The sequence below is a fragment of the Parabacteroides sp. APC149_11_2_Y6 genome, assembly GCF_054506995.1.
On record NZ_CP173709.1, the window covers coordinates 1,483,616 to 1,496,493 of the forward strand.

The window sequence follows — 12,878 nt, forward strand, 5'->3', positions numbered from 1 at the left end:
TCCGTAATCTGACAACTATGCTGAAATCTTTATTTATACAGAATTTTGTCCTTATAGACAGCTTGGATATCCGGTTCGACAAAGGCTTTTCGGTGATAACCGGAGAAACGGGTGCCGGAAAATCTATCATTTTGGGAGCTCTTTCGTTAGTGCTCGGACAGCGTGCCGACGGAAAGAGTATTAAAAACGGTTCGGACAAATGTGTGATTGAGGCTGTATTCGATATTTCAAAATACCGGCTGGAAGAATTTTTCCTGGCAAATGACCTTGAGTATGATGCGGAAATCTGCATTCTGCGCCGTGAGCTTTATGCCTCCGGTAAATCCCGTGCTTTTGTAAATGATTCTCCTGTATCGCTTACTGTCATGAAGGAGTTAGGCAGCCGTTTGATAGATATTCATTCCCAGCACCAGAATCTCCTTTTAGGGGATAACCGTTTTCAACTGAAAGTAATAGATGTAATGGCCGAGAATGAAATTCTGCTTATTCTTTATCGTAAGGAATATACCCATTATCAATCTTTGAAAAGGGAATTGAGAGAGTTGGAAGAAAAAGTTGTCCGGACTAAGCAAGAAGAAGATTATGTGCGTTTTCAACTGGAACAACTGGATGAAGCAGGTCTGGTTGCCGGTGAACAGGAGGAATTGGAACAGGAACTTGAGACTCTTTCGCATGCGGAAGAGATAAAAGGTACTTTATATAAAATCACTCACTTGCTGGACGGGGAAGAACAAGGTGCCGTACAATTGATAAAGGAAGCCCTTTCTGCTGCCGACAATCTGGAACGTTATTTCCCGAAAGCAAAAGAAATAGCCGAACGGCTTCGTTCTGCCTATATTGATTTAAGCGACCTTTCTTCGGAAACGGATGTGTTGAAAGAAGATATAGAATTTAATCCGGAACGTTTGGACTGGGTGAATGAACGCCTAAACACGCTTTATTCCCTGGAACAGAAGCACCGGGTATCTACGGTTGAAGAATTGATGAGCATACAGAAACAGTATACAGCCCAACTTCATGAAATAGATTCTTTTGACGAACAGATTCGTCTGGTGAAGGAACAACTGGAAATATCTTATCAGGAACTTATCCAACAAGCATCCGTGCTGAGCCAGCAACGGCAAATTGCCGCTAAAGCGATTGCAGAACAACTGGTAGAAAGGGTAATGCCATTGGGTATGCCGAATACACGTTTTGCTGTAGATTTCGTATCACGTCCCGAACCTGAAAGTGACGGAATGGATGAAATACGTTTTATGTTCTCTGCCAACAAGAGCGGCGAATTGCAACCGGTTGCACAAACAGCTTCAGGTGGAGAAATCTCCCGGCTTATGTTATGTATAAAGGCAATGATAGCCGGTTTTACCGCCCTGCCTGCTATTATCTTTGATGAAGTGGATACCGGAGTTTCCGGGGATATAGCTGATAAGATGGGAGATATTATGCAGGAGTTGGGAACGAAGATGCAGGTTATTACGATTACCCATCTACCCCAGATTGCTGCTAAGGGAAAAGAACATTTCTTTGTTTATAAGGAAGATACGACCGACCGTACCATTACCCGTATCAAGAAACTTGCCAAAGATGAACGGATAAATGAAGTGGCACGTATGTTGAGCGGCGCTTCACTAACCAATGCATCTATAGCAAATGCCAAGGATTTGCTGCGTGCTAAAAATTAATTTGTTTTAGCTGATTCCTATCCGGTCCAGAATGATATCCCCTTTGTCCTCTTTATTAAAGATAAAACGTATTTGAGTCAGACCGGATAGATTCGGATATTTGTCTTCCGTTTGGAAAGCAGATAAGGGAATCTCTATATATTGTAATACCTTTTCGGCAACGTCTTCCTTACCTAAAGGAAGCAGGGCATGAGATTTGGACAAATGAGGTATTAGTAATGGAGGAAGCGTGTAAAATGAAGAAAAAGCTTTCTGTACGCATCTCCCGTTAAAGGTGAGTTCAATCGTAAAATCAACCATATGGATTGTGTTCGAATTGTTGGCAATAAAGAAAAACAAATTCTTTTCAGAGGTAATATTCAGAGCCTGTAAAGCTAACGAATCGAGTTGTATTGTATATTGTGGGAACATAGTTGAAGCCGTATCTTTTTTATCCCAGCCCAGATAAACCACGGAGGTCAGTTGGGAGGTGCCGTCATTATCTTTGAATGTCAGAACTTCTTCTTTCCAGCTTTTTAAGTTTTCGCCGGATAAGCTGCAATCTTTTAATGTCGCTGTAGTTACGTCCAGGTCTTCTTCAAAATCGGCAATATATTTAAAATTGGAGTCTTCGTATTGATTGACATAATACTCTTTGGGTAATATATCCTTCGCTAACCGGTAATCCTTTAAAACCGGAAGATATTCCGTATGGCCTTTTAATGAGGCGTCTAGAAATGCGGAAATGTATATTTGGGCGATTTTGCGTTGATCATTTTCGTTCATCAAAGGTTTTAAATTGAGTAAGGATGAAAATGGAAATGAGATATCCTTCCGTCCCCAAGCGGTATTAAATTGCCCGTGATTAGCCGTATAAATATATAATGTTGACTTGAAATGGAAATTCGTATCCGTAAAATGGAGGTTGTTATATTCCCGATTGCCAGCCATATAAAATACATCCTGGTCATATCCTCCCTGCAAAAGCAGATAGTCTGTATTTTCTATTTCCAATGGTATATCTTTTTTTAGATTATAATAGGCTGTTGGAGCGATTTCTATGATTCCTTTGATGGAGAAATTGAAATCGAAATTTTGATTGGCGTCACCATAATACTTTTTTTGCTTATTAATCGCGGTGGCTAAAGGTACGGCACGGCCTCCTCTGGAATGTCCGATAAGAGCTATATTATCCATATCTACTAATTGATAGAAGGGATTATTTTCTTGTCGGTCCCATTTTCTCCAATTTTCAAGATGTTTTAAAATTAGCCATGCTCTTGTGAACATCTCATTATGGGCATAGTCACCACTCCAGTTAGAATTCAGAAAATTTTCATCAATGGAAGCGACTATATATCCCCGGCTTGCCAATAAAGAGGCGATATACTCATAGCCGGGATCCGAATATTCGTGCATGATATGGTTTCCATGTACAAATACGACTAAAGGGAATCTGCCATTACTGTCCGGATACCATACACGTCCGTTAATAGGGTAGTTCGTAGCGTCGAATCCCCAATAAGTTTTTCTTATCCAGTTGTCGAATCCGGAAGTTTGATTGAAAAAGGGCGTGGCATCAACCGATGAGGTTTTTATATCACATAATTCAGCAAATTCGGGTCTGTTTTTATCGGTTCCACTTCCATAGAATAATGTTTTTACTTTGTATTTGCCTAAAGCAGAAGGATCGAAGATGATATTTTGAGTCGATTTTTGATTCCAGTAAGTCTCTGATACAGGGTTTGCATTCTCACTTCCTTCATTTACCAAAAAGTGGATAACGTATATATTTAGTCCTAATGCGGTTAGTAACAATGCAATAGATCTTTTTTTTCGTATGCCTGCGGTATAAGCATATCCGATAAATGCACCACAAAATAATTCGAATCCGATAAACATCCGGCTGGCATTCGGATAGGGTAATAATCCAGCCAGAATGTAGGTTGCAGAGCAAATACCGACAAACCAAGGGTTAAACAGCCTTATGATGGCGAATCCCAATTTCGATAATAAAGCTATCAGTCCGGAGATAAGTCCAATTACAATTAAAGCAATAACAATATCGATAACAGGTGATATTCCGAATTTGATAAAAGAAAGGCTGAGAAAAGTGATATAGATAAACATAGCCGCCAATATGCCTATTGCTGCTCCTTTCCACGACTTCTTCGCTATGTGGGTAATTGTAATGCTACAAGTTTTAAACAGTGAGATAAATTTATTCTTTATCATTATAAGTAGATTGCAAATAGTTGGATGATGAAAAAACGGTTACAAACTTAGGCCTTTTTTTATAATAACCTGTTTAATTGATATTAAATAAAAAAGTATGGCATCTGATAGGATGTTAATTGTCGTCTTGCCAACAAAGAAAAAACTTTATTTTCTTTTCGGACACATTATTAGTATCTTTGTGCAGACGCAAAACGTGAAAAAGGAAATATAGATTTTATTATCAAGTTGAAACGACATGAAGAAAGTAAGTTTTATATTTATATTGGTCCTGTTATTCAGTATACAGGGGCATGCACAATTCTGGATTAGTTTTGGTTGGAACGAACCCCATTGTCAGAACTGCCTTTGGATGGAGCAGGCTATCCGGATGAATAACTGGCAAGCAGCCGATTATCATCGTACTATTCATAAATACGGACAGAAAATAGAAAAAGAAGCACGCAAGCATTACCGCTATTGGGACCAGAGTGCACGAGCTATCTTCAAATTGAGAATGGAGCGTGACCGCCGGTTACAACGAATCCTTTCTCCTTCACAGTTCCGTTTATACGTACGTCTTGTTCGTGAAGCTCCTACCCGTATCCATGATTATCAGGGTTGGTTTAATAATCCTGCTTATTCACATTATCGTCCAAGTGATATTTGTTTCCGTTATGAAGACCATTATTGGCATAGTGACTGGGAGTATGCAGGTAGCCGTTGGTCCAATCGTTTTGATGAGAACCACTGGTACCGGGGTAAATATGATCGTCCGGGACATAATGACGGACATTACCGCCCTCAGACACCTCCACGTCCCAATCATGATAATGAACATTTCAGACCTGACCGTCCTACGCGTCCTTCACAACCTGCGCGTCCGAATCGTCCAAGTCGTCCTGAGCAGCCGGTTCGTCCAGAACGTCCAGAGCATTCAAATCGTCCGGAAAACAACCGTCCTTCTCAAACTCGTCCGGATAGAAACCGGCAGAGGAATGAGGTGAAGAAAAATGACAAGGATAAAGAGAAACAAGCAGATAAAGAACGAGTACGGTCAAATAAAAACGACCGTACCCGTAGTAAATCCCGGATCTTAAAAGATTCTTGATAAAAGTTCAGACGTAAAGCTCGATATGTTTTTGTAATTCTACTTGTAGTCTTGCTGTCATACGATTCTGTGTTAAATGTTGTATTTAACTTCATTCAACCATTTTACGGTTTCTGGATCGCGATGGTCCAAAAAGGCACTTTCTTGTTTATCCAATGTTGAAATCAGTGCCATATCTTCGGTTGAAAGAGTAAAATCAAATACATTGAAGTTTTCGATGATGCGCTCTTTGTGGATAGATTTGGGAATAACTACGATATTTCGTTGTATCATCCAGCGTAACACTATTTGAGCAACGGACTTTTTATATTTTTCTGCCAGTGCTACCAATATTGTATCTTTAAACAGATTATTTCGTCCTTCGGCAAAAGGAGCCCATGATTCTGTCCGGATACCCTGTTCCGTCAAGAATTGTTGTGTCTTTATTTGTTGACAGAAGGGATGAAGTTCGATTTGATTGATTGCCGGAATAATCTTTTGGTTACAGATAAAGTCCATTACCCGGTCAGGTTGGAAATTACTGATGCCGATAGCTCTGACTTTGCCTTCTTCATACAGTTCCTCCATGGCGCGCCAGGAACCATATACATCTCCATAAGGCTGGTGAATTAAATAAAGATCGAGATATTCGAGCCCTAAACGTTCCAAAGATTTTTGAAAAGCTTGCTTTGTACGTTCATAACCAGTGTCTTGAATCCATAATTTAGTTGTTATAAAAAGCGCTTCACGGGCAACACTACTTCGTTTGATAGCCCTACCTACGGCTTCTTCATTAACATAGGCTGCTGCTGTATCAATCAAACGGTATCCTGTTTCTATTGCATCATAAACGCTCTGTTCGCATACTGTAGCATCAGTAATTTGATATACTCCAAAACCTAAAACGGGTATTTCAATGCCATTGTTTAATTTTATTGTTTCCATATTCTCTTTATTTATGATTTTATTAAAACAAAAGTAGGGAGGAAGGAGTTGATTACAGCTAAACATTTTACGGATGGTTGTATACAAAATACGGATTTTCGTTTTTTTGTATTAGATTTGTAAATCAATTCATATGAAAAAATGAGTTTCAGGGTAAGTAGACGTACATTATTATTGATAGCCGGCTGTGTGTGGGTGATAGCCGGTGCAAATATTTTGCGTATAGGCGTCCTTACTTGGATGACAGATGAAAACTATTGGCTTTTCAAGATAGGGGAAGCTATTATTATTTTTTTGCTGTTTTTCCATTTTGTATTTCGCCGGTTATTTCATAAGCATCGGGAAAGGATTTCGCGAAAAGGGGAGAAAAATTGTCCTTTTTCTTTCTTTGATGTAAAAGGGTGGGTTATAATGGTATGTATGATAACCTTTGGAATTATGGCGCGTTATTTTCATTTATTGCCTAATTCTTTTATTTCCGTTTTTTATACAGGACTGTCGTCTGCACTGATTATTACAGGAGCTATGTTTTTGCTGTATGGATTTAAAGAGGAAAGAAAATTATAAAAGAATTTTAAATATCCTGTGATTGTCGAGTCGATTTCGTAAATTTGAAAAATCACGAAATTTTTTTTAAAAGTTACCTTATGATCGACATTCAACACTTTACCCCTTGGACTCTTTTTACCGATATTGGTTTTATTTCTATTCTTTTGCTGATAGGCAAAGTAATACGTGTGTATGTAAAGCTGGTTCAGAAACTTTTTATTCCGCCTAGTCTGTTAGCAGGATTACTTGGATTAACCTTCGGTCCGAATGGATTGGGGTGGATTCCTTTTTCTGATAACATTGGAACGTATGCCGCTGTATTAATTGCTCTTGTGTTTGGATCTCTACCTCTTTCGTCTCCAAAAATGTCAATGAAACTGATTTCAGGAAGAGTTGGTCCCATGTGGGCGTATGCCCAGGTCGGGATGTTGATGCAATGGGGATTGGCAGGTCTATTCGGACTTTTTGTTATTAAGCAAATATGGCCTGATTTAAATGATGCTTTCGGAATAATGCTCTCTACCGGATTTTATGGAGGGCATGGTACTGCCGCAGCTATTGGGGCCGCGTTTGATGGATTAGGCTGGGAGGATGCATTTAGTTTGGCAATGACAACAGCAACCGTTGGAATCATATGTGCTATTATCGGTGGATTGATAATGATTAAGTGGGCGGCGCGTCATAAACAGACTTCTTTTATATCTGATTTTGACGACTTGCCGGATGAATTGAGAAGTGGTTTGTTGCCCGAAAATAAGCGGGAATCTATCGGTACAGCAACAACCTCTTCTATTTCGATAGATAGTCTGACTTTCCACAGCGCATTAGTCTTTGTAATAGCCCTTTTGGGGTATGCAGCCAGCCAATGGGTGAAAATCCATTATCCGATGCTGGAATTGCCAGTGTTCAGTTGTGCATTTGTGATCGGATTGCTTTTGAAACAGGTGTTTGACCTTACACGCGTCTCGACTTATATTTGCCCTGTTACAACCCAGCGTTTGAGCAGTTCGTTTACGGATTTGCTGGTAGCATTCGGCGTTGCTTCCATTAAGTTAGGAATTGTTGTGAAATATGCAGTACCTCTTATTGTTCTCATTGTCGGTGGGGTTATAATTGTTTGGGGCATTACTTTTTATTTGGGTAGACGGCTTGCTAAAACCTATTGGTTCGAGCGGACTATTTTTGCTTGGGGATGGTGGACCGGTACAATGGCGATGGGTATAGCCCTTTTGCGTATCGTGGATCCAAAACTGGCAAGTAAAGCGATGGATGATTACGCGTTGGCTTATCTGCCTATTGCTCCTGTTGAAATACTTCTTATAACTTTTGTCCCTATTCTTTTTGTGAATGGTTTTGGTGTTTGGCTTTCACTTGCCTGTGTAGGTATCTCTCTGCTTATTTTGTTGTTTGCCCGTAAAATGGGTTGGTGGAATAAAAAGGCCGTTGCATCTAAATAATAAAAGGCTATGCTGCGATTCGAACCGGAACGATAATATTCGTATATTTGCACTTCAAATAAACGGAAGTAATTACATGAAGGAAAATGAAATGGTATTCGGCATACGTGCCGTGATAGAAGCTGTCCAGGCTGATAAGGAAATAGATAAAATATTGGTGAAGCGTGACTTGCAGGGTGAGCTTTCCCGGGAACTTTTTGAAGTGCTGAGAGGAAAGGAAATACCAGTTCAACGTGTACCGTCCGAACGTCTGGATCGCCTGACGCGTAAGAATCACCAGGGTGTAATTGCTTTCATTCCGGCGGTTACCTATCAGAAGCTTGAAGATATTATCCCGTTTCTTTACGAACAGGGAAAGAACCCGTTTATTGTTTTGCTGGACGGTGTTACCGATGTACGTAATTTTGGGGCAATAGCCCGTACTTGCGAATGTGCCGGAGTAGATGCTATCGTAATTCCTGTTAAAGGTAGTGTAACGGTGAATGCAGATGCGATTAAGACATCGGCAGGTGCTTTGCATGTATTGCCTGTTTGTAAGGAAAAAAGTATTACGCAGGCCATCCGTTTCTTGCAGGAGAGCGGTGTAAAGGTATATGCCGCGAGTGAAAAGGCCTATGAAAACTATACATCAATAAAATATGACGGTCCCGTTGCCATAGTTATGGGAGCGGAGGATACCGGGGTTTCAATGGATAATTTGCGTATTTGCGACAGTATGGTAAAAATACCTCAGTTCGGGACAATCGGCTCTTTGAATGTTTCGGTTGCATCTTCTATTTTAATTTATGAAGTGGTACGCCAACGAATGAATGAACAACAGTCATAACATTATATAAATAAAAGAGAGACAATGAAGAAAGTTATCGCAACAAAAAACGCACCTGCTGCCATTGGTCCTTATAGTCAGGCTATCCAGGCCGGTAATATGCTTTTTGCTTCCGGTCAGTTAGGCATTGACCCTGCTACGGGCAATTTTGTAGAAGGAGGAGTGAAAGAACAAACAGCACAAGCTTTTAAAAATGTTCATGCTATTCTGGCAGAAGCCGGATACAGTATCGATAATGTAGTAAAAACAACTGTGTTTCTTGCTGATATGGGTGATTTTGCAGCTATGAACGAAGTATACGCTTCCCAGTTTGAAGGTACATTCCCGGCCCGCTCTGCCGTAGCTGTGAAGACATTACCGAAAAACGGTTTGGTAGAAGTGGAAGTAATTGCAGTGAAAGCATAATTTTTTAGCTATATGCCTTTTGATAATCCGGTCCGAATAGGGGTGATTCCCTATCTGGACCGGATTTTTTTATTCTTTTGTCAGCGATATTTCCAGTATTTTAAAGCAGGATTCGCAGTCACTTTCAATGAAGTCGACTTTTAAGGTTCCTTCTGGTAAAGGAGGAAAATGTAGTTTAAAAGGATATTCGCCGGATTCCGGCATAGTGAAACGTTCATCCGGTTGTATACCATCTGCTGATTTTAACAAGTAATGGGTTCCGTTTTCTGTTTTCAGATAGGTATCCTTACTGATACTAACCCAGTATCCAGGCGAATTAAAAGCCTTCATATGGAAGATCGTTTCAGTTCCGGTTACTTCTATGCGATTAATTTCTATGGTTTCTGTATTCGTTGATTTCGCGGTAGGAAAATCGATTATTGTTGTGTTACCTTCTTTTTTGACAGTCATGATGCGGTTTGTTTGGTTCATCCACTTGTTCAGTTTGCGTTTGAGTAATCCGGGACTGTATCCGCTCCAGCTATGCAGGATGATTCCTTCCGGTGAAATAATGACATAGTGAGGTATTCCCCTTACATTATATTTGGCTGCCAATCCGCTCATACCTCCAAAGTCATTCAGGTTTGCCCACGGCATATCTTTTGTTTTAGAAATTTCTTTCCATCCTTTTTCCGTATCAGTACTCAGGCTGACAAGGGTTACTTTATCTTTTTGGGTTTCGGAAATCTCTTTCATTTCCGGTAAAGCCATCATACAGGGACCACAGCCACGACTCCAGAAATCGAGCAGGATATATTTACCCTTATAATCTGCTAAATGATGGATATTTCCTTCCAAATCATAAAGGTCGGCATCTGCTATTTCATCGCCATCCTTTACGGCGAGGGGAGGATATAAATTGTTGGTAATTTCTTTTCCGATTGCAGATTGTTTTTCGCTATCGGGTAGCTTTTTATATAAAGCAAGAATATCCTCTTTATAAAGGAAATTTTCCACATACTTCGTAATCATGCTTAAGCCCCGTAGTTTGTTTATCCAGATAGTTTCGACAGGAGTCTGCTGCATAATTTCAATTTCTTTTTTTGCAATGGCAAATCGTATTGAATCACCTTTCTGTCTAAGTGCATCTATTTCTTTTTTTAATTTGTCATTCTCTTCTGTAGGAAGATTCCCGGAACGCAAAAGAAGAATCTTTTCCATCATTTTTATAGATAGTTCTTGTTCCATATTGGTTTCTGCCAGCGTCGCTTTTTTGTATTGATTTAAGGTCTGTTGTTCTTTGATGTTACTGGATACATCCCAAGTCCGTAGCAGTTTGTTATTGCCGCTTATTGTGCTAACGGTATTTGGTGCAACCCATACTTCCAGCCAGGTGTTGGGAAAACCTTCTCCCTGAACTATAATTGATAATGCTTCCGGTTCGTTGTCGGCTGTTTGTCCTTTAAAACTAAAGGATTCTTGAATCACTGTAGCTTGGGCAATGGTGCTCATTACTTGTCCGTCACTTCGGAATAGTGAGATTAAAGTGCTATCTTTCAGACCGGCAACTTTACCCTTAATTGTGAACTCATTTTGGGAATATGCAGTCGTGGCTGCCAGAAATAATATTCCTGTAAGTAGTGTTTTTATCATGATAAGTACTATTTAGTATATGCTTACTATTGCAATAGTACGGTTTTATACTCAAACAAATGCATATTTGGATAAAAAAGATAGATTATCGTCCGAATAATTTACTAATCAAATCTTTCCTTCCGAGTTTTTGTAATGCCAAAGTGATTTGTTTGCGAAATTCCGGCTTATACCAGAAGAAAAACAAGCGCTGTGCTAGTTTCTGTTCTTTCGTGCGTGCCGTATATACTTTTTCCAATGTATACGGATGAAATCCTGTATAATACATTTCAGTGGCGAGCGTCATCGGAGTGGGTGTGAAATCCTGTATCTGTTCCAATTGGAAATGGAGTTGCTTGGTTTGGACAGCAAGACTTGCCATGTCTACTTCCGTACAGCCGGGATGACTGGAAATAAAGTAGGGGATGAGTTGCTGGTTCAATCCTTGTTTCTGGTTGATACGGTCGAATATCTTTTTGAACTGTCCGAATAATTCGAAAGAGGGTTTACGCATCATCTTTAATACCCTATCTTCCGTATGCTCCGGGGCCACTTTCAAACGGCCGGATACATGGCGGGCTATTAGCTCTTCTGTATAAGTTTGTGCAGACCGGTTCAGTTGTTCGTCGTCGTATCTGTGTAATAATAAGTCGTAACGGACACCGCTGCCAATAAAAGAACGTTTAATTTCCGGCAGGCTATCCACTTCTTTATATATTTCAAGCAATGGAGTATGGTCTGCATTCAAGTTCTTGCAGACAACAGGTGAAATACATGACGGCTTCTTGCATTTGGCACAAATCCGCTGGTCTTTACCCCTCATCCGGTACATGTTTGCGGAAGGACCTCCCAAATCACTCAGATACCCTTTGAAATCAGGCATCTGAATAACATCTTTTACTTCTTTCAATATCGACTCTTTGCTGCGGGAAGCTATAAATTTGCCTTGATGTGCAGAGATGGTACAGAAAGCACATCCTCCGAAACATCCACGGTGTATATTGACTGAAAACTTAATCATTTCGAAGGCCGGAATAGTCTTCCCTTTATATTTGGGATGAGGCAGCCGGGTATAAGGCAAGTCGAAAGAAGCATCAATCTGTTCTTCCGTCATAGGAGGGAAGGGAGGATTAACAACAATCGTCCGGTTGCCGGTTGTCTGTTGCAGAATGCGGCTGGCATTATATTTATTTGATTCTTCTTCAATATGGCGGAAATTCTTCGCCTGTTTCAGTTTATCTTTCAGGCATTCGTTATGCGAAAATAGTTCGATGTCATCCGTACCAGCCTGGATTTCTTCTTTTTTTGCCAGATAAACCGTTTGGCGTATATCCTTTAGTTCATGGAATGGAGTACCCGCTTGCAGGCGTGTAACCAGTTCCATTAAAGGCAGTTCTCCCATGCCATAGATAAGCAGGTCGGCTGGACTGTCTGCCAGTATACCGGGCAATAGTTTGTCTTGCCAGTAGTCGTAATGAGTCAGGCGGCGCAGGGACGCTTCGATACCTCCTAAAACAACGGGAATATCGGGATATAATTCTTTTAATATACGGGTGTATACAATACTCGGATAGTCAGGACGCATGCCTGGGCGACGGTCCGGAGTATAGGCATCGTCACTGCGTAGCCGTTTATTGGCTGTATAATGATTAATCATAGAATCCATAGCACCGGCAGAGACACCGAAAAAGAGACGGGGCGCCCCTAATTTTTTGAAGTCGCGGAAGTCTCCCCGCCAGTCGGGTTGAGGCACGATAGCAACGCGCAGCCCCATGGCTTCGAGAGTACGCCCGATAACGGCAGCTCCGAATGAAGGATGATCAATATAAGCATCTCCACTGAAAAATATAACATCTATATAATCCCATCCACGGGCTTCGACTTCTTTTTTGGTGGTAGGCAACCAGGCCTCCGGTTTATATGTTTTCATGTTGCAAAGATACGTATTTTCTTATCGATTTTGTTTGTATGTAAATCCTATAACTTATATTTATGGAAGATTCAAATTAGTGATTAGCTGGAAATTTTTACTTCATTTATCTTTGTTTCCGAAAAGAAATGTAATCAACCAAACATTATTGGGGCGAACATGTTACTTATTAAAGCTAAATCATTTAAAT

10 protein-coding genes are annotated in these 12,878 nt (G+C 40.3%); 6 read left to right on the forward strand and 4 right to left on the reverse strand.

Annotated elements, in window-relative coordinates:
- The first annotated feature begins 17 nt into the window (after nt 1-17).
- Nucleotides 18-1,682 carry a DNA repair protein RecN gene (gene recN / locus ACGE0T_RS06005; protein WP_459189624.1) on the forward strand — a complete coding sequence of 555 codons (1,665 nt, stop codon included), beginning with the start codon at nt 18-20 and terminating at the stop codon, nt 1,680-1,682.
- 6 nt (nt 1,683-1,688) lie between these two features.
- Here recN and ACGE0T_RS06010 read toward each other — a convergent pair whose 3' ends face one another.
- A complete protein-coding gene (locus ACGE0T_RS06010; protein WP_459189625.1) occupies nt 1,689-3,896 on the reverse strand; it encodes an alpha/beta hydrolase family protein in 2,208 nt (735 codons plus the stop codon).
- Between the two features lie 238 nt (nt 3,897-4,134).
- Here ACGE0T_RS06010 and ACGE0T_RS06015 point away from each other — a divergent pair, with 238 nt between their 5' ends.
- The gene (locus tag ACGE0T_RS06015; protein WP_459189626.1) at nt 4,135-4,986 is read left to right on the forward strand and encodes a hypothetical protein; all 852 of its coding nucleotides are present in this window, start codon (nt 4,135-4,137) and stop codon (nt 4,984-4,986) included.
- Nucleotides 4,987-5,058: 72 nt separating this feature from the next.
- On the opposite strand, the gene ACGE0T_RS06020 is transcribed toward ACGE0T_RS06015, so the two are convergent.
- Nucleotides 5,059-5,910, reverse strand: a complete 852-nt coding sequence (locus ACGE0T_RS06020) for an aldo/keto reductase (protein WP_459189627.1) — start codon at nt 5,908-5,910, stop codon at nt 5,059-5,061.
- A gap of 141 nt (nt 5,911-6,051) precedes the next feature.
- Here ACGE0T_RS06020 and ACGE0T_RS06025 point away from each other — a divergent pair, with 141 nt between their 5' ends.
- The 4 genes from ACGE0T_RS06025 (at nt 6,052) to ACGE0T_RS06040 (ending at nt 9,147) form a co-directional block, all read left to right on the forward strand.
- Nucleotides 6,052-6,477 carry a hypothetical protein gene (locus ACGE0T_RS06025; protein WP_459189628.1) on the forward strand — a complete coding sequence of 142 codons (426 nt, stop codon included), beginning with the start codon at nt 6,052-6,054 and terminating at the stop codon, nt 6,475-6,477.
- 80 nt (nt 6,478-6,557) lie between these two features.
- Nucleotides 6,558-7,916, forward strand: coding sequence for a sodium/glutamate symporter (locus ACGE0T_RS06030; protein ID WP_459189629.1), 1,359 nt, complete (start codon nt 6,558-6,560; stop codon nt 7,914-7,916).
- A gap of 76 nt (nt 7,917-7,992) precedes the next feature.
- Complete coding sequence (rlmB, locus tag ACGE0T_RS06035; RefSeq protein ID WP_459189630.1) at nt 7,993-8,742, forward strand: 23S rRNA (guanosine(2251)-2'-O)-methyltransferase RlmB; 750 nt, start codon at nt 7,993-7,995, stop codon at nt 8,740-8,742.
- Nucleotides 8,743-8,766: 24 nt separating this feature from the next.
- A complete protein-coding gene (locus ACGE0T_RS06040; RefSeq protein WP_459189631.1) occupies nt 8,767-9,147 on the forward strand; it encodes a RidA family protein in 381 nt (126 codons plus the stop codon).
- Between the two features lie 69 nt (nt 9,148-9,216).
- On the opposite strand, the gene ACGE0T_RS06045 is transcribed toward ACGE0T_RS06040, so the two are convergent.
- Both ACGE0T_RS06045 and ACGE0T_RS06050 read right to left on the reverse strand, forming a co-directional pair.
- On the reverse strand, nt 9,217-10,779 hold the full coding sequence (locus ACGE0T_RS06045; protein ID WP_459189632.1) for a redoxin domain-containing protein: 1,563 nt from the start codon (nt 10,777-10,779) through the stop codon (nt 9,217-9,219).
- Between the two features lie 85 nt (nt 10,780-10,864).
- The gene (locus tag ACGE0T_RS06050) at nt 10,865-12,688 is read right to left on the reverse strand and encodes a YgiQ family radical SAM protein (protein ID WP_459189633.1); all 1,824 of its coding nucleotides are present in this window, start codon (nt 12,686-12,688) and stop codon (nt 10,865-10,867) included.
- Between the last annotated feature and the right edge of the window lie 190 nt (nt 12,689-12,878).

What these genes read in the sequence shown, in the direction of transcription:
- rlmB (WP_459189630.1), top strand. Translation starts at nt 7,993, where the DNA reads ATGAAGGAAAATGAAATGGTATTCGGCATACGTGCCGTGATAGAAGCT.
- ACGE0T_RS06025 (WP_459189628.1), top strand. Translation starts at nt 6,052, where the DNA reads ATGAGTTTCAGGGTAAGTAGACGTACATTATTATTGATAGCCGGCTGT.
- recN (WP_459189624.1), top strand. Translation starts at nt 18, where the DNA reads ATGCTGAAATCTTTATTTATACAGAATTTTGTCCTTATAGACAGCTTG.
- ACGE0T_RS06045 (WP_459189632.1), bottom strand. Translation starts at nt 10,779, where the DNA reads ATGATAAAAACACTACTTACAGGAATATTATTTCTGGCAGCCACGACT.
- ACGE0T_RS06040 (WP_459189631.1), top strand. Translation starts at nt 8,767, where the DNA reads ATGAAGAAAGTTATCGCAACAAAAAACGCACCTGCTGCCATTGGTCCT.
- ACGE0T_RS06020 (WP_459189627.1), bottom strand. Translation starts at nt 5,910, where the DNA reads ATGGAAACAATAAAATTAAACAATGGCATTGAAATACCCGTTTTAGGT.
- ACGE0T_RS06050 (WP_459189633.1), bottom strand. Translation starts at nt 12,688, where the DNA reads ATGAAAACATATAAACCGGAGGCCTGGTTGCCTACCACCAAAAAAGAA.
- ACGE0T_RS06010 (WP_459189625.1), bottom strand. Translation starts at nt 3,896, where the DNA reads ATGATAAAGAATAAATTTATCTCACTGTTTAAAACTTGTAGCATTACA.
- ACGE0T_RS06015 (WP_459189626.1), top strand. Translation starts at nt 4,135, where the DNA reads ATGAAGAAAGTAAGTTTTATATTTATATTGGTCCTGTTATTCAGTATA.
- ACGE0T_RS06030 (WP_459189629.1), top strand. Translation starts at nt 6,558, where the DNA reads ATGATCGACATTCAACACTTTACCCCTTGGACTCTTTTTACCGATATT.